Below are 17,762 nucleotides of genomic sequence, written 5' to 3'. Positions count from 1 at the left end.
AAGTAGGTAATCGCCAGGCTCTCCCTTGAAACCCCCCAGTACGAAAGTACTGGGGGGTTTTGCTTTTGCGGCTGCGGTTTTGCGCGATCAGGCTCTAGCAGCGTCCAAGCCGCCAGCCTGGCGAGCCAGTTGGCCGAAATCGACGTCAAAGCAAGGCCCGAGAGGCCGCCAGACGCCGTTTTAGAGCCTCTGGCGAGCCCCTATAGGGTGAAGGTGTTCTTTATTGAACGCCGACGATGATGGTGCGATCGGGCAGCTTAGCTGGTGCCAGGTCAACGCTCCGAAGTCTGTCCTTCCCTACTTTGCATAGTACGGAAAGTGCTTGACAGCCAAGGAAAGTTACACCATAATCAGAAGTTCACTGCGGAGAGGTGCCCGAGTGGCTAAAGGGGGCAGACTGTAAATCTGTTGGCTTACGCCTACGTTGGTTCGAATCCAACCCTCTCCACCAAGAATTGCAAAGCAGTAGTGAGTACCCGGCAGGTGTCGGTGAAGCAGAAAGCGTGGTAACCCGGCGGGTGTAGCTCAATGGTAGAGCAGAAGCCTTCCAAGCTTACGACGAGGGTTCGATTCCCTTCACCCGCTCCAGATTGCCCGGGTTCTTGCAGTTCTAAAAAGCAGCATTCAAGTTTCGCCCATGTGGCTCAGTGGTAGAGCACTCCCTTGGTAAGGGAGAGGTCGGCAGTTCGATCCTGCCCATGGGCACCAAATACCGCACTAGCAATATCGCTACCGACACAGGAGTCGCGAAATGGCAAAGGAAAAGTTCTCGCGGACTAAACCGCACGTGAACGTTGGTACGATCGGTCACGTTGACCATGGTAAGACCACCCTGACGGCAGCAATTGCTACGGTGCTGGCAGCCAAGTTTGGCGGTTCGGCCAAGAAGTACGACGAAATCGACGCAGCGCCGGAAGAAAAGGCACGCGGTATTACCATCAACACCGCCCACGTCGAGTACGAAACGGCTAACCGCCACTACGCACACGTTGACTGCCCGGGCCACGCTGACTATGTGAAGAACATGATCACGGGCGCCGCACAGATGGACGGCGCGATCCTGGTGTGCTCGGCCGCTGACGGCCCCATGCCCCAGACCCGCGAACACATCCTGCTGGCCCGCCAGGTTGGCGTGCCTTACATCATCGTGTTCCTGAACAAGTGCGACATGGTCGACGACGCCGAGCTGCTCGAGCTGGTCGAAATGGAAGTGCGCGAGCTCTTGTCCAAGTACGAATTCCCCGGCGACGACACCCCGATCATCAAGGGTTCGGCCAAGCTGGCACTGGAAGGCGACAAGGGCGAACTGGGCGAGCAAGCCATTCTGGCCCTGGCCGAACAGCTGGACAGCTACATCCCGACGCCGGAACGTGCCATCGACGGTACCTTCCTGATGCCGGTGGAAGACGTGTTCTCGATCTCGGGCCGTGGCACGGTTGTGACCGGTCGTATCGAGCGCGGCATCATCAAGGTTGGTGAAGAAATCGAAATCGTTGGTATCAAGCCGACGGTCAAGACCATCTGCACCGGCGTGGAAATGTTCCGCAAGCTGCTGGACCAAGGTCAAGCAGGCGACAACGTGGGTCTGCTGCTGCGCGGCACGAAGCGCGAAGACGTCGAGCGCGGCCAAGTGCTGTGCAAGCCGGGTTCGATCAAGCCGCACACGCACTTCACCGGCGAGGTCTACATCTTGTCGAAGGACGAAGGCGGCCGCCACACCCCGTTCTTCAACAACTACCGCCCGCAGTTCTACTTCCGTACGACCGACGTGACTGGCTCGATCGAGCTGCCGAAGGACAAGGAAATGGTCATGCCGGGTGACAACGTGTCGATCACGGTCAAGCTGATTGCCCCGATCGCCATGGAAGAAGGCCTGCGTTTCGCCATCCGTGAAGGCGGTCGTACCGTCGGCGCCGGCGTCGTGGCAAAGATCCTCGACTGATAAGGTCGAACAGCGAATACGGCACCAACCGGCCGTATTCGTTGCCAGAGGGGTTGGCCTAATCGCCGACCCCACAGTTGTTTTAGGGGTATAGCTCAACTGGCAGAGCGTCGGTCTCCAAAACCGAAGGTTGGGGGTTCGATTCCCTCTGCCCCTGCCAATTCAATCAGCCGCGTCGCGATAGAGAGTATCGTGACGCGGCTTAGTCTCGTTTGCGAAACATGGCCAATCCCAACGTCGAAACCGTCAACGCCGCCAGTGGTAAGTGGTTGCTTGGCGCCGCGGTGCTACTGGTGGTTGCCGGCGTCATCGGTTTCTATGCCCTGGCACAGCAACCGTCCTACGTGCGTGGCGCTGCGCTGTTCGGCGGCATTGCGCTGGGCGTGGTGGTCGCGCTGGTATCGGCGCCAGGCAAGGACTTCATCGGTTTCTCCAAGGAATCGTATCGCGAAGTCCGTAAGGTCGTTTGGCCCACCCGCAAGGAAGCCGGGCAGATGACGGGCCTGGTGTTTGTCTTTGTCGTGATCATGGCCGTGTTCCTGTGGTCTGCGGACAAGCTCATCGAGTGGGTCATCTTTTCGCTCGTGCTGGGCTGGAAATGAAGGATAGAACATGACGGATAACGCACAACAGGAAGTCCCCGCAGCTGAATCGCCTTCGTCGAAGAAGCGCTGGTATGTGGTGCACGCCTATTCCGGCATGGAAAAGAGTGTGCAGCGCGCGCTGCAGGAGCGCATTGAGCGCGCTGAAATGCAGGATAAGTTTGGCCGCATCCTGGTCCCGTCCGAAGAAGTCGTTGAAATCAAGGGTGGGCAGAAGTCTGTCACCGAACGTCGCTTCTTCCCGGGGTACGTGCTGGTCGAGATGGAAATGACCGACGAGACCTGGCACCTGGTGAAGAACACCAGCAAGGTCACTGGCTTCGTCGGCGGTGCGCGCAATCGCCCGAGCCCGATTTCCCAGAAGGAAGTCGACAAGATCATGACCCAGATGCAGGAAGGGGTCGAGAAGCCGCGTCCCAAGACGCTCTTCGAAGTGGGCGAAATGGTTCGCGTCAAGGACGGTCCTTTCACCGACTTCAACGGCAACGTCGAGGAAGTGAACTACGAGAAATCGCGCTTGCGCGTCTCGGTCACCATCTTCGGGCGCGCCACTCCGGTCGAGCTCGAGTTCGGCCAGGTCGAGAAGGTCTAAGTGGTTTAAGCGGTTCAGGTTTTCGCGTTTTATGCTGGTCGCAAGGCCAGCGAAAAATGCAGCGGCCAGTCTCGAAAGGGGCTGGCCACAAGAGGAGCGTGAGGCTGGCTGGGGTGGATGAACCATCCCTGCAGCGATAGCGCGCTACGACTCAACAGGATCGCATTCCGTCAGGAAGCGGTCCGGATTGGAGTAAATATGGCCAAGAAGATCATTGGCTTTATCAAGCTGCAAATTCCGGCTGGTAAGGCAAATCCCTCCCCGCCCGTGGGCCCCGCACTGGGTCAACGCGGTCTGAACATCATGGAGTTCTGCAAGGCGTTCAACGCGCAGACCCAAGGCATGGAACCCGGCCTGCCGGTGCCGGTGGTGATTACCGCCTTCGCCGACAAGAGCTTCACCTTCGTGATGAAGTCGCCCCCGGCGACCGTTCTGATCAAGAAGGCAGCTGGCCTGACCAAGGGTTCGGCCAAGCCGCACACCGACAAGGTTGGCAAGATCACGCGTGCCCAGGCTGAAGAAATCGCCAAGGCAAAGAACGCTGACCTGACCGCTGCCGATCTGGACGCTGCTGTCCGTACGATCGCCGGTTCGGCTCGCTCGATGGGCATCACCGTGGAGGGTCTGTAAATGGCTAAGGTTTCCAAGCGCACCGCCGCGAACAAGGCGAAGATCGAGCGCACCAAGTTCTACCCGATCGACGAGGCCCTGGGCCTGGTGAAGGGTTGCGCATCGGCCAAGTTCGACGAATCCATCGACGTTGCCGTGCAACTCGGCATCGATGCGAAGAAGTCGGACCAGGTGGTTCGTGGCTCCGTCGTGCTGCCTGCCGGTACCGGCAAGTCGGTTCGCGTGGCTGTGTTCGCCCAAGGCGAAAAGGCTGAAGCCGCGAAGGCAGCTGGCGCCGAAATCGTCGGTATGGAAGACCTGGCTGAACAAGTCAAGGCCGGCAACCTGAACTTCGACGTCGTGATCGCTTCGCCGGACACGATGCGTATCGTTGGTACGCTGGGCCAGATCCTGGGCCCGCGCGGCCTGATGCCGAACCCGAAGGTCGGTACGGTTACCCCCGACGTCGCCCAGGCTGTGAAGAACGCCAAGGCCGGTCAGGTGCAATACCGTGTCGACAAGGCCGGTATCATCCACGCCACCATTGGCCGCCGTTCGTTCCAGGATGCCGATCTGAAGCGCAACCTGAGCGCGCTGATCGAAGCCCTGGTGAAGTCGAAGCCGGCTACCAGCAAGGGCGTGTACCTGCGCAAGATCGCTGTTTCGTCCACCATGGGCGTTGGCGTTCGCGTGGAACAGGCTTCGCTGTCGGCCTAAGGCTGGCGGCAACCGCAGGGCGGACCCGATAACGTCGCCCAGCGTAAAGAATTGAGGATCCTGGCCCAGGCCGGGATCGTCTCCCGAGTCAGGCGGTGCCCGATAGGACACCGCAGGATGGAGGAGCAAGGCTTTGGGCAGTGGTGCCCGCCGGCGCGCAAGCGCGGAGCAGGCACCGCTGGTTATCAAAGACCGCTGGTGGCGGGTGCGGCCGTAGGTTGGCTGCCTCGCCTTAATCGGACGGAACGTACGCAGCGTGGCTTCGGCCTGCCGCGACGCCTCCCGGCCCACCAGCGCAGATGGCGCACCCGAGGGATTGAAGAATCCGGGCAATGACCCGGGTGATTCGGGCCAAATCGGACGCCGTTCGTTTGGACTGATGTGCGTGCCTCGGACGATCCGGGGGACAAGCATCGTTTTGGAGCTTAACCGTGCCACTTAATATTGAAGATAAGAAGGCCGTCGTTGCTGAGGTTTCGGCGCAAGTCGCTAAAGCCCAGACCATCGTCGTAGCCGAATATCGCGGCATTGCGGTTGGCGATCTGACCAAGCTGCGCGCCAAGGCCCGCGAGCAAGGCGTGTACCTGCGCGTTCTGAAGAACACGCTGGCGCGCCGCGCCGTGGAAGGCACGCCGTTTGCCGGCCTCGCAGAGCAAATGACCGGTCCGCTGATCTACGGTATTTCCGAAGATGCAGTGTCGTCGGCCAAGGTTCTGAACGACTTTGCCAAGACCAACGACAAGTTGGTTCTGCGCGCAGCGTCGTATGACGGCAATGTGCTCGATGCTGCTGCCGTCAAGGCACTGGCCTCGATCCCGAGCCGTGACGAACTGATTGCTCAGCTGCTTGGCGTGATGCAGGCACCGGTGTCGGGCTTCGCCCGTCTGCTGGCTGCACTGGCCGCCAAGAAGAGCGAAGGCGCCCCTGCCGAAGGCGAAGGCGCTGCTGCCGCCGCCGAGAGCGAAGGCGCAGCTGCTTAAGGCGTAAGCCTTTTCGCAGCCTGGCTCATCAAGATCGCATTACCGATACCGAATCACATTTAGCAGGAGTATTCCAAATGGCAATCAGCAAAGACGACATCCTCGAAGCCGTAGGCTCGATGTCCGTGATGGAACTGAACGACCTGGTCAAGGCGTTCGAAGAAAAGTTTGGCGTGTCCGCCGCTTCGATGGCCGTGGCTGCTGCCCCGGGCGCAGGCGCTGCTGCCGCTGAAGAGCAAACCGAGTTCAACGTTATCCTGTCGGAAATCGGCGCAAACAAGGTTGGCGTGATTAAGGCTGTTCGCGAAATCACCGGCCTGGGCCTGAAGGAAGCCAAGGATCTGGTTGACGGCGCACCGAAGGCTGTCAAGGAAGGCGTGGACAAGGCTGCTGCAGCCGACGCCAAGAAGAAGCTGGAAGACGCCGGCGCAAAGGTCGAAGTCAAGTAAGCTGTACTCGCGTGCCTTTTGGCACGCGAATGGGGCTGGCAAAGGGAGATTCCCGGCGCCAGCCTTTTTGCGCTTCTGCGATGTGTGTTTTACTGTGCACTCGGAAGCGTGAACAAATGGCGCAAGCGATGCTTGAGAGCTGGGCGTATGCCTAAGCTTGAGCAGAGGCCAAACATCAGTGGCACACTAGGTGGTTGCTGATGTTTGTCTTCTGAACCGACTGCAGAAGACAAGTTTGGTCGGGTGTCCCCCGGGCCGGTATGACGCATTGCGTCGTTTCTGCCGGCTCGCAGCGTGCGGACACCGTCAGCCAGAGGTTGGTAGCGGCCAACCGCCAAATCCCCTCCCAGTCGCTGAACACCTCAGGTGCTGCGCCAGGTCCAGCCAGCCCTGCGATGATTCGGAGATCCCATGGCGTACAGCTTCACCGAAAAGAAGCGCATTCGCAAAAGTTTTGCGAAGCGCGCGACGGTTCATCAGGTTCCTTTCCTGCTTGCCACCCAGATTGAATCCTACGCTCAGTTTCTGCAAGAGGGTGCGCCACCCTCACGTCGCAAAACCGAGGGCCTGCAAGCGGCTTTCAGTGCAATCTTCCCGATTGTGTCGCACAACGGGCTCGCCCGTATGGAGTTCGTCTCCTACCACCTCTCCAACCCGCCGTTCGACGTCAAGGAATGTCAACAGCGTGGCCTGACCTTCCACTCGGCTCTGCGTGCCAAGGTACGCCTGATCATCAACGATCGGGAAAATCCGGGCAAGGTCAAGGAAGTCAAGGAACAGGAAGTCTACATGGGCGAAATTCCGCTCATGACGTCGACCGGCTCCTTCGTCATCAACGGTACCGAGCGTGTGATTGTTTCGCAGCTCCACCGTTCGCCTGGCGTGTTCTTCGAACACGACAAGGGCAAGACCCACAGCTCGGGCAAGCTGCTGTTCTCGGCACGGATTATTCCTTACCGCGGCTCGTGGCTCGACTTCGAGTTCGACCCGAAGGACATCCTGTACTTCCGCGTTGACCGTCGCCGCAAGATGCCGGTCACGATCCTGCTGAAGTCGATCGGCCTGACGCCTGAGCAAATCCTCGCGCACTTCTTCGTGTTTGACAATTTCACCCTGCAGTCGGAAGGCGCGCAGATGGAATTCGTGCCCGAACGTCTGCGTGGTGAAGTCGCGCGCTTCGACATCGCCGACAAGGACGGCCGTGTCGTCGTGGAGAAGGACAAGCGGATCAACGCAAAGCATATCCGCGACCTGGATTCCGCCGGTACCAAGCTGATCAGCGTGCCGGAAGACTACCTGCTCGGCCGCGTGCTGGCGAAGAACATCATCGACCCGGATACCGGTGAGGTGATTGCCAACGCTAACGACGAGCTGACTGAAACCGTGCTGGAAAATCTGCGCGAAGCCGGTGTCAAGCAGATCCAGACCCTGTACACCAACGATCTGGACCAAGGTCCGTACATGTCGCAGACGCTGCGCGTGGACGACACCGCCGACCAGACCGCTGCGCGTATCGCGATCTACCGCATGATGCGTCCCGGCGAGCCGCCGACTGAAGACGCGGTGGAGGCACTGTTCCAGCGCCTGTTCTACAGCGAAGAGTCGTACGACCTGTCGCGCGTTGGCCGCATGAAGGTCAACAGCCGCCTGGGCCGCCCGAGCGGTGAAGGCAGCATGGTGCTGCAGGACGAGGACATCCTCGAGACCATCAAGATCCTGGTCAACCTGCGCAACGGCAAGGGTGAGGTCGATGACATCGATCACCTGGGCAATCGTCGCGTTCGCTGCGTTGGCGAACTGGCCGAAAACCAGTTCCGTGCCGGCTTGTCGCGCGTCGAGCGCGCCGTGAAGGAACGTCTGGGCCAGGCCGAGACCGAAAACCTGATGCCGCATGACCTGATCAACTCGAAGCCGATTTCGTCGGCCATCCGCGAGTTCTTCGGTTCGTCGCAGCTGTCGCAGTTCATGGACCAGACCAACCCGCTGTCCGAGATCACGCACAAGCGTCGTGTCTCCGCACTGGGCCCGGGCGGTTTGACCCGTGAGCGCGCAGGCTTTGAAGTGCGCGACGTGCACCCGACCCACTACGGCCGCGTGTGCCCGATCGAAACGCCGGAAGGCCCGAACATTGGCCTGATCAACTCGCTGGCACTGTATGCACGCCTGAACGAGTACGGCTTCCTGGAAACGCCGTACCGCAAGGTGGTCGACAGCAAGCTGACCGACCAGGTCGACTACCTGTCCGCCATTGAAGAAGGCAAGTACGTGGTGGCGCAGGCCAACGCGACGGTTGACGCCGACGGTACCCTGATCGACGAACTGGTGTCGTCGCGTGAAGGTAGCGAGCGGGAAACCCGTATGGTCACGCCGGACCGCGTCCAGTACATCGACGTGGCGCCTTCGCAGATCGTCTCGGCCGCGGCATCGCTGGTGCCGTTCCTCGAGCACGATGATGCGAACCGTGCACTGATGGGCGCCAACATGCAGCGTCAGGCCGTGCCTTGCCTGCGTCCGGACAAGCCGCTGGTGGGTACCGGCATCGAGCGTACCGTTGCGGTCGACTCGGGTACTGCCGTCCAGGCAACCCGTGGCGGCGTGGTGGACTACGTCGACGCCATGCGTATCGTGATTCGCGTGAACGATGAGGAAGCTGTCGCCGGTGAAGTCGGCGTCGACATCTACAACCTGATCAAGTACACCCGCTCGAACCAGAACACCAACATCAACCAGCGTCCGATGGTCAAGGTTGGGGATTTCGTCGCCCGTGGCGACGTGATCGCCGACGGCGCATCGACCGACCTGGGCGAGCTCGCGCTTGGCCAGAACATGCTGGTGGCGTTCATGCCGTGGAACGGCTACAACTTCGAAGATTCGATCCTGATCTCCGAACGTGTGGTTGCCGAAGACCGCTACACCTCGATCCACATCGAGGAACTGTCGGTCGTCGCGCGTGACACCAAGCTGGGACCGGAAGAAATCACCCGCGACATTTCCAACCTCGCCGAAGCGCAGCTCGCGCGTCTGGACGAGTCCGGCATCACCTACATCGGTGCCGAAGTGGAAGCCGGTGACGTGCTGGTCGGCAAGGTCACGCCCAAGGGCGAGACCCAGCTGACCCCGGAAGAAAAGCTGCTGCGCGCGATCTTCGGTGAGAAGGCTTCGGACGTGAAGGACACCTCGCTGCGCGTCCCCTCGGGGATGAGCGGTATCGTGATCGACGTTCAGGTCTTTACCCGCGAAGGCGTGACCCGCGACAAGCGTGCCCAGTCCATCATCGACGATGAACTCAAGCGCTACCGCCTGGACCTGAACGACCAGCTGCGTATCGTGGAAGGCGATGCCTTCCAGCGTCTGGAACGCCTGCTGCTCGACAAGACCGTCAATGGCGGCCCGAAGAAGCTGTCCAAGGGCGCCAAGCTGACCCGCGAATACCTGGCCGATCTGGACAAGTACCACTGGTTCGACATCCGCCCGGCCGACGAAGAAGTGGCTGCCCAGCTGGAAGCCGTCAAGGAAGCCATCGAGCAGAAGCGTCACGAGTTCGACCTGGCCTTTGAAGAAAAGCGCAAGAAGCTCACGCAAGGCGACGAACTGCCGCCGGGCGTGATCAAGATGGTCAAGGTGTACCTGGCGGTCAAGCGCCGCCTGCAGCCTGGCGACAAGATGGCAGGCCGTCACGGCAACAAGGGTGTTGTGTCCAAGATCGTCCCAATCGAAGACATGCCCTACATGGCCGACGGCACGCCCGCCGACATCGTGCTGAACCCGCTCGGCGTGCCGTCGCGGATGAACGTGGGCCAGATTCTGGAAACCCACCTGGGCTGGGCCGCGCGCGGCCTGGGCCAGCGTATCGGCTCCATGCTCAAGGCACAGGCGAAGGCGCAGGAACTGCGTCCGCTGCTTGCCCAGATCTACAACGAGAGCGGCAAGCCGGAAGACCTCGACAGCCTGTCGGACGCTGAAGTGCTGGAACTGGCGACCAACCTGAAGAAGGGTGTCCCGTTCGCCACGCCGGTGTTCGACGGTGCGCATGAAGACGAGATCCGCCGCATGCTGGACCTGGCGTACCCGGAAGAGATCGCCCGCGACATGGGCCTGACCGCCTCCAAGCAACAGGTCACGCTGCACGACGGCCGCACCGGCGAAGCGTTCGAGCGTCCGGTTACGCTGGGCGTGATGCACATGCTGAAGCTGCACCACTTGGTCGACGACAAGATGCACGCGCGTTCGACCGGCCCGTACTCGCTGGTGACCCAGCAGCCGCTGGGTGGTAAGGCGCAGTTCGGTGGCCAGCGTTTCGGTGAAATGGAAGTGTGGGCGCTGGAAGCATATGGCGCCTCCTACGTGCTGCAGGAAATGCTGACGGTCAAGTCCGATGACGTGAACGGCCGGACCAAGGTCTACGAGAACATCGTCAAGGGCGAGCACTCGATCGATGCCGGCATGCCGGAATCGTTCAACGTGCTGGTGAAGGAAATCCGTTCGCTGGGTATCGACATCGACCTCGATCGCTATTGATTTGGATCGAGAGTGCGCGGTAGGCCGGCCGTGAATGGCCCGCCTACCGCCGAATGCCCGCTACGGTTTTCCCACAGGATGAATGCCGCGGGCCCGACATGCTGTCGGGCTGGCGGCGAAACAAGGAGTTGCAATGAAAGCATTGCTCGATCTCTTTAAGCAGGTTCAGCAGGAAGAGCAGTTCGACGCGATCAAGATCGGCCTGGCATCGCCAGAGAAGATCCGTTCGTGGTCGTACGGTGAAGTGAAGAAGCCGGAAACCATCAACTATCGGACGTTCAAGCCCGAGCGCGATGGTCTGTTCTGCGCCAAGATCTTTGGCCCGATCAAGGACTACGAGTGCCTGTGCGGCAAGTACAAGCGCCTGAAGCATCGTGGCGTGATCTGCGAGAAGTGCGGCGTTGAAGTGACGCTGGCCAAGGTGCGCCGCGAGCGCATGGGCCACATCGAACTGGCTGCGCCGACCGCGCACATCTGGTTCCTGAAGTCGCTGCCGTCGCGTCTGGGCATGGTGCTCGACATGACGCTGCGCGATATCGAACGCGTCCTGTACTTCGAAGCATTCGTGGTGCTCGAACCCGGCATGACCCCGCTCAAGAAGAGCCAGATCATGTCCGAGGACGACTACATCGCCAAGTGCGAAGAGTATGGCGAAGGCGAATTCGTGGCCATGATGGGTGCCGAAGGCATCCGTGAATTGCTGCGCGGCATCGACATCGAAAAGCAGATCGAAACGATCCGCGCCGAGCTGCAGACCACCGGCTCCGAAGCCAAGATCAAGAAGTTCGCCAAGCGCCTGAAGGTGCTCGAGGCGTTCCAGCGTTCGGGCATCAAGCCGGAATGGATGATCCTGGAAGTGCTGCCGGTGCTGCCGCCCGAACTGCGTCCGCTGGTTCCGCTGGATGGTGGCCGTTTCGCCACTTCGGACCTGAACGACCTGTATCGCCGCGTCATCAACCGTAACAACCGCCTGAAGCGCCTGCTCGAACTGAAGGCGCCTGAAATCATCGTGCGCAACGAAAAGCGCATGCTGCAGGAGGCGGTTGACTCGCTGCTGGACAACGGTCGTCGCGGCAAGGCCATGACGGGCGCCAACAAGCGTCCGCTGAAGTCGCTGGCCGAAATGATCAAGGGCAAGGGCGGCCGTTTCCGTCAGAACTTGCTGGGCAAGCGCGTCGACTACTCCGGCCGTTCGGTCATTGTGGTGGGCCCGACCCTGAAGCTGCATCAGTGCGGCCTGCCCAAGCTGATGGCGCTCGAGCTGTTCAAGCCTTTCATTTTCCACAAGCTGGAAACGATGGGCATCGCCACCACCATCAAGGCGGCGAAGAAGGAAGTGGAAAGCCAGACCGCGGTGGTGTGGGACATCCTCGAAGAGGTGATCCGCGAGCATCCGGTCATGCTGAACCGCGCGCCGACGCTGCACCGCCTGGGTATCCAGGCGTTCGAGCCGGTGCTGATCGAAGGCAAGGCCATCCAGCTGCACCCGCTGGTCTGCGCGGCGTTCAACGCCGACTTCGACGGTGACCAGATGGCTGTTCACGTCCCGCTGTCGCTGGAAGCGCAGATGGAAGCCCGCACGCTGATGCTGGCCTCCAACAACGTGCTGTTCCCGGCCAACGGCGATCCGTCGATCGTCCCGTCGCAAGACGTGGTGCTGGGTCTGTACTACACGACCCGCGACAAGATCAACGGCAAGGGCGAAGGCCTGACGTTCGCTGACATCAGCGAAGTGATCCGCGCCTACGAGAACAAGGAAGTCGAACTGGCTTCGCGCGTGAACGTGCGTATCACCGAGTATGAACTGGTCGACAAGGATGCAGTGGGCGACGCCCGCTTCGCGCCCAAGATCACGCTGCAGGCCACCACGGTCGGCCGCGCGATCATGTCCGAGATCCTGCCGAAGGGCCTGCCTTTCTCGGTGCTGAACAAGCCGCTGAAGAAGAAGGAAATCTCGCGCCTGATCAACACAGCGTTCCGTAAGTGCGGCCTGCGCGAGACCGTGATCTTCGCTGACAAGCTGCTGCAGTCGGGCTTCCGCCTGGCAACGCGCGCTGGTATCTCGATCGCCATCGACGACATGCTGGTGCCGCCGCAAAAGGAAAAGATCATTTCCGACGCGGCTGCCAAGGTGAAGGAATACGACAAGCAGTACATGTCGGGCCTGGTGACCGACCAGGAACGCTACAACAACGTCGTGGACATCTGGGGTGCTGCCGGCGACCAGGTGGGCAAGGCGATGATGGAGCAGCTCCAGCACGAAGACGTGGTCGACCGTCACGGCAACACCGTGAAGCAAGACTCCTTCAACTCGATTTACATGATGGCCGACTCGGGCGCGCGCGGTTCCGCTGCGCAGATCCGTCAGCTGGCTGGCATGCGTGGCCTGATGGCCAAGCCGGATGGCTCGATCATTGAAACGCCGATTACGGCGAACTTCCGTGAAGGCCTGAACGTTCTGCAGTACTTCATCTCCACCCACGGCGCGCGTAAGGGCCTGGCGGATACGGCACTGAAGACCGCGAACTCGGGTTACCTGACCCGTCGTCTGGTCGACGTGACGCAGGATCTGGTGGTGGTGGAAGACGATTGCGGCACGACCAACGGCGTGGCCATGAAGGCCCTGGTCGAAGGCGGTGAAGTGATCGAAGCCCTGCGCGACCGGATTCTCGGCCGTGTGACGGTGTCCGACGTGGTGAACCCTGAGACCCAGGAAACCGCGATCGAGGCCGGCACCCTGCTGGACGAAGACCTGGTCGACATGATCGACGCCATCGGCGTGGACGAAGTGAAGGTGCGCACGCCGCTGTCGTGCGACACGCGCTACGGCCTGTGCGGCATGTGCTATGGCCGCGACCTCGGCCGCGGCGTGCTGGTGAACTCCGGCGAAGCGGTTGGCGTGATCGCCGCTCAGTCGATTGGCGAGCCGGGCACCCAGCTGACCATGCGTACGTTCCACATCGGCGGCGCGGCATCGCGTTCGGCCGTGGCATCGAGCGTGGAAGCGAAGGCAACCGGTACCGTGCGTTTCACGGCGACCATGCGTTACGTCACCAATGCGAAGGGCGAGCTGATCGTCATCTCGCGTTCGGGCGAAGCGCTGATCACCGACGACCACGGCCGCGAGCGCGAGCGCCACAAGATCCCGTACGGCGCCACGCTGCTGGTGCAGGACGGCCAGGCCATCAAGGCTGGCACGCAGCTGGCCACGTGGGACGCGCTGACGCGCCCGATCGTGTCGGAGTACACCGGCACGACCAAGTTCGAGAACGTCGAAGAGGGCGTGACCGTCGCCAAGCAGATGGACGAGGTCACCGGCCTGTCGACCCTCGTGGTGATTGATGCCAAGCGCCGTACGGCTGCCACCAAGGGCCTGCGCCCGCAGGTGAAGCTGCTCGACGCCAACGGCCAGGAAGTGAAGATCCCGGGCACGGACCACTCCGTGACCATCGGCTTCCAGGTCGGCGCGCTGATCACCGTGAAGGACGGCCAGCAGGTGCATGTGGGCGAAGTGCTTGCACGTATCCCGACCGAATCGCAAAAGACCCGCGACATTACCGGGGGTCTGCCGCGTGTGGCCGAGCTGTTCGAAGCGCGTTCGCCGAAGGATGCCGCCGTGCTGGCGGAAGTCACCGGCACCACGTCGTTCGGCAAGGACACCAAGGGCAAGCAACGCCTGGTGATTACGGACCTGGACGGCAACGCCCATGAGTTCCTGATCACCAAGGAAAAGCAAGTCCTGGTGCACGATGGCCAGGTGGTGAACAAGGGCGAAATGATCGTGGAAGGTCCGGCGGACCCGCACGACATCCTGCGCCTGAAGGGCATCGAGGAGCTGGCGCACTACATCGTCGACGAAGTGCAGGATGTGTACCGTCTGCAGGGCGTGAAGATCAACGACAAGCACATCGAAGTGATCGTGCGCCAGATGCTGCGCCGCGTGCAGATCGCGGATGTGGGCGACACCAAGTTCATCCCGGGTGAACAGGTGGAGCGTTCGGAACTGCTCGACGAGAACGATCGCGTGATCGCCGAAGGCAAGCGTCCGGCCACGTACGAAAACCTGCTGCTCGGTATCACCAAGGCGTCGCTGTCCACCGACAGCTTCATCTCGGCGGCATCGTTCCAGGAAACCACCCGCGTGCTGACGGAAGCCGCGATCATGGGCAAGACCGACGACCTGCGTGGTCTGAAGGAAAACGTGATCGTTGGCCGACTGATCCCCGCTGGTACGGGTCTGGCCTACCACCGTGCCCGCAAGGCGCGCGAGGCGGCCGAGCGCGAACGTGCCCAGGCGATCTCCGACGAAGAGCAGTCGCTCTTCATCGAGCCGCCTGTGGTGCCGGCGACGACCGAAGGCGAGGGCGACGCGGTCTAAGACTGCCAGCCTGAACCTGCAAGCAAGCTGCATGAAGAAGCCCGGCCCTGGTGGCCGGGTTTTTTTTGGCCTGTAGGTATATAGCCAGTTTTATTTCTTTAGGCCTCTTCGGTTATTTTTATTCGTCGTGCTTATGCTTCGCCGCAGGGGCACGGACCCGTGCTCCATGCGCCGCCAGACGAAAGAAATCCGGGAACATTCGTTACAGGCCGAAGTAGTTAGCCGCGCCCTTGGTGGTATGGTTACGCCTTTCGCGGTCCCACCCCTTTTTTTAAGCTGTTGCTATGTCGCGCGCCCTGGCGATTCTCAAGGATGTTTTTGGCTACCACGCCTTCCGCGGCCGGCAGGGGGAGATCATCGACCATGTGGCCGATGGTGGCGATTGCCTGGTCCTGATGCCGACCGGCGGCGGCAAGTCGCTGTGCTACCAGATCCCCGCGCTGCTGCGGCAGCGGGCCGGGCAGGGCACCGGCATCGTGGTGTCACCGCTGATCGCGCTGATGCAGGACCAGGTCGCGGCGCTGTCCGAGGCGGGCGTGCGCGCGGCAGTGCTGAACTCGACGCTCAGCGGGGCCGAGGCCTCCGCGGTGGAGCGCGATCTGCTCGCCGGCCGGCTGGAAATCCTTTATGTGGCACCCGAGCGGCTGATGACGCCGCGCTTCCAGGACCTGCTCCAGCGTACCCGTATCGGCGTGTTTGCCATCGACGAGGCGCACTGTGTATCGCAGTGGGGCCATGACTTCCGACCGGAATACATCCAGCTCTCGGTGCTGCACGAGCGCTTCCCGGACGTGCCGCGCATTGCCCTGACGGCCACCGCGGATTCCGTCACGCGCGAGGAAATCGTCGAGCGTCTCGCGCTGCACGACGCTCGCGTTTTCGTCTCCAGCTTTGACCGTCCCAATATCCGCTATCGCATCGTCGAGAAGGACAATGCGCGCCAGCAGTTGCTGGCCTTTATCAAGGCCGAGCATCTGGCCGCGGACGGCACGCACGACAGCGGCATCGTTTATTGCTTGTCGCGCAAGAAGGTGGAGGACACCGCCAGCTACCTCAGCGCCCAGGGCCTCAACGCGCTGGCGTACCACGCCGGTATGGATGCGGGCGTGCGCCAGCACCATCAGGCGCGTTTCCGCGAGGAAGAGGGCGTGATCATGGTGGCCACCATCGCTTTTGGCATGGGCATTGACAAGCCGGACGTGCGCTTTGTGGCGCACCTGGACTTGCCCAAGAGCATGGAGGGCTATTATCAGGAAACGGGCCGTGCCGGCCGCGACGGGCTGCCGGCCAACGCCTGGATGGCCTACGGCCTCGGCGACGTGGTTCAGCAAAAGCGCATGATCGACGAGTCCGAGGCAGACGATGCGCACAAGCGCGTCTCGTCCGCCAAGCTCGATGCCCTGCTCGGGCTGTGCGAGACGGCCGGCTGCCGCCGCGTGCGCATCCTTGGCTATTTCGATGAAGCCAGCGAGCCCTGCGGCAACTGCGACACCTGCCTGGAACCGCCCGCTACCTGGGACGGCACGCGTGAAGCGCAGATGGCGCTGTCCTGCGTCTACCGCACGGCACAGGCCAGCCGCGTTCATTTCGGCGCAACCCATATGGTCGATGTGCTGCGCGGCAACGCGTCGGAAAAAATCCGTCAATGGGGCCACGACAAGGTCTCCACGTTTGGCATCGGCGCGGACCGTTCGGTCTCCGAGTGGCACGCCATTTTCCGCCAGTTGATCGCTCACGGCCTGCTGGTGATCGACCATGGCGGTCACGGCGCCCTGCTGCTGGGCGACGCTGCCCGCGCGGTGCTCAAGGGCGAGACGTCGATCACCCTGCGCCGCCAGGTCAGCAAGCCAGCCAAGAGCGGCGAGCGTGGCGCGCGCGGCTCCGCCGGCACGCGCACCGACCATACCGCCGGCATGGACACCGAGGCATTGGCCAACTGGGAAGCGCTGCGCAAGTGGCGCACCGAGACGGCACGCGAGCACGGTGTGCCCGCCTATGTGATCTTCCATGACGCCACGCTGGCCGAACTGGCGCGCAGCGCGCCGGATTCGTTGACGGCAATGGCTGAAGTCCCCGGCATCGGCGCCGCCAAGCTGGAGCGCTACGGTGATGCCATCCTGGAAGCGCTGGGCGCCGTGGAGGACTTTTGAGGCCCTGCCCGGGCCTAAGCCGAGCAGCACGCTTCTGTCAGAAGCTGCTTGACGGTTTACGTAGTCGCTGCTAGCATGTCAGATTCGAGTTTTTGGCTTTGGATTTCGCTCGCCTGTCGTAATTGTGGCCCTCGGTTCGCAATCGGCAAGCCTGCCAGGGGATCGTGTGATGCTCTGGTGGTGTGGTCGCAGCGGGATCCCAGGCGAGCTCGCGCTCTTTGGCCAGTCTGTTCCTCCACAGGTCCGTCTCAAGAGCGCTCGCTCACTTTTCCCGCCCAAAACCCGTCGTTGCCTCTTCGGCCCATTGCTTGTGGCCCCAGGGGTGTTTTTCCGTAAAACCAAGCTGGATTGAACAATGCCAACTATCAACCAACTGGTTCGCAAGCCGCGTGTCTCTGAAGTCGTCAAGAGCAAGAGCCCGGCGCTTGAGAACTGCCCCCAGCGTCGCGGCGTGTGCACCCGTGTGTACACCACGACGCCGAAGAAGCCGAACTCGGCACTGCGTAAGGTCGCCAAGGTGCGCCTGACCAACGGTTTCGAGGTCATCTCGTACATCGGCGGTGAAGGCCACAACCTGCAAGAACACTCGGTCGTGCTGATCCGCGGCGGCCGTGTGAAGGACTTGCCGGGTGTGCGTTACCACATCGTCCGTGGCTCGCTGGACTTGCAAGGCGTGAAGGATCGTCGCCAGGCACGTTCGAAGTACGGCGCGAAGCGTCCGAAGGCTGCTTAAGGCTAACGCCAGGCAAGCTGGGCACAAAGCCCGAAGCAACAAACGATGGCCTGTGGCGGTTGCGTCATGGTGCTGTCACCAGGCGGCGGTAC

Annotated in this window: 11 protein-coding genes and 4 tRNA genes; all 15 read left to right on the top strand. The window is 61.6% G+C overall.

Going from position 1 to position 17,762, the window contains the following annotated elements; all coding sequences use genetic code 11:
- The first annotated feature begins 365 nt into the window (after positions 1 to 365).
- The 15 genes from AC1RQC_RS31100 (at position 366) to rpsL (ending at position 17,670) form a co-directional block, all read left to right on the top strand.
- Positions 366 to 451 (top strand) — tRNA-Tyr (locus tag AC1RQC_RS31100).
- Positions 452 to 514: 63 nt separating this feature from the next.
- A tRNA-Gly gene (locus tag AC1RQC_RS31095) sits at positions 515 to 588 on the top strand.
- Positions 589 to 633: 45 nt separating this feature from the next.
- Positions 634 to 708: transfer RNA gene (locus AC1RQC_RS31090), tRNA-Thr, on the top strand.
- A gap of 43 nt (positions 709 to 751) precedes the next feature.
- Positions 752 to 1,942, top strand: a complete 1,191-nt coding sequence (gene tuf / locus AC1RQC_RS31085; protein ID WP_006164373.1) for an elongation factor Tu — start codon at positions 752 to 754, stop codon at positions 1,940 to 1,942.
- Between the two features lie 84 nt (positions 1,943 to 2,026).
- A tRNA-Trp gene (locus tag AC1RQC_RS31080) sits at positions 2,027 to 2,102 on the top strand.
- Positions 2,103 to 2,163: 61 nt separating this feature from the next.
- Positions 2,164 to 2,544 carry a preprotein translocase subunit SecE gene (gene secE, locus AC1RQC_RS31075; RefSeq protein WP_006162342.1) on the top strand — a complete coding sequence of 127 codons (381 nt, stop codon included), beginning with the start codon at positions 2,164 to 2,166 and terminating at the stop codon, positions 2,542 to 2,544.
- Positions 2,545 to 2,554: 10 nt separating this feature from the next.
- Complete coding sequence (nusG, locus tag AC1RQC_RS31070) at positions 2,555 to 3,136, top strand: transcription termination/antitermination protein NusG (RefSeq protein WP_006162340.1); 582 nt, start codon at positions 2,555 to 2,557, stop codon at positions 3,134 to 3,136.
- A gap of 198 nt (positions 3,137 to 3,334) precedes the next feature.
- On the top strand, positions 3,335 to 3,766 hold the full coding sequence (rplK, locus tag AC1RQC_RS31065; RefSeq protein WP_006162338.1) for a 50S ribosomal protein L11: 432 nt from the start codon (positions 3,335 to 3,337) through the stop codon (positions 3,764 to 3,766).
- Positions 3,767 to 4,462 (top strand): 50S ribosomal protein L1, encoded by a 696-nt coding sequence (rplA, locus tag AC1RQC_RS31060; RefSeq protein ID WP_006162337.1) that lies wholly within the window; start codon positions 3,767 to 3,769, stop codon positions 4,460 to 4,462.
- Between the two features lie 431 nt (positions 4,463 to 4,893).
- Positions 4,894 to 5,442 (top strand): 50S ribosomal protein L10, encoded by a 549-nt coding sequence (gene rplJ, locus AC1RQC_RS31055; RefSeq protein ID WP_017224513.1) that lies wholly within the window; start codon positions 4,894 to 4,896, stop codon positions 5,440 to 5,442.
- A gap of 77 nt (positions 5,443 to 5,519) precedes the next feature.
- The gene (rplL, locus tag AC1RQC_RS31050; protein ID WP_006162333.1) at positions 5,520 to 5,891 is read left to right on the top strand and encodes a 50S ribosomal protein L7/L12; all 372 of its coding nucleotides are present in this window, start codon (positions 5,520 to 5,522) and stop codon (positions 5,889 to 5,891) included.
- A 411-nt stretch (positions 5,892 to 6,302) separates the two neighbouring features.
- Complete coding sequence (gene rpoB / locus AC1RQC_RS31045; protein ID WP_043350384.1) at positions 6,303 to 10,409, top strand: DNA-directed RNA polymerase subunit beta; 4,107 nt, start codon at positions 6,303 to 6,305, stop codon at positions 10,407 to 10,409.
- A gap of 133 nt (positions 10,410 to 10,542) precedes the next feature.
- Positions 10,543 to 14,787, top strand: coding sequence for a DNA-directed RNA polymerase subunit beta' (gene rpoC / locus AC1RQC_RS31040; RefSeq protein ID WP_043350381.1), 4,245 nt, complete (start codon positions 10,543 to 10,545; stop codon positions 14,785 to 14,787).
- 284 nt (positions 14,788 to 15,071) lie between these two features.
- Positions 15,072 to 16,937, top strand: coding sequence for a DNA helicase RecQ (gene recQ, locus AC1RQC_RS31035; RefSeq protein ID WP_492376384.1), 1,866 nt, complete (start codon positions 15,072 to 15,074; stop codon positions 16,935 to 16,937).
- A 355-nt stretch (positions 16,938 to 17,292) separates the two neighbouring features.
- Complete coding sequence (rpsL, locus tag AC1RQC_RS31030) at positions 17,293 to 17,670, top strand: 30S ribosomal protein S12 (protein ID WP_006162330.1); 378 nt, start codon at positions 17,293 to 17,295, stop codon at positions 17,668 to 17,670.
- Positions 17,671 to 17,762: the final 92 nt, after the last annotated feature.

Source organism: Cupriavidus sp. GW822-FHT03E04 (assembly GCF_058801495.1).
The sequence above is the reverse complement of the archived record's forward strand: the minus strand, read 5'-3'. Positions and strand labels throughout refer to the sequence as shown.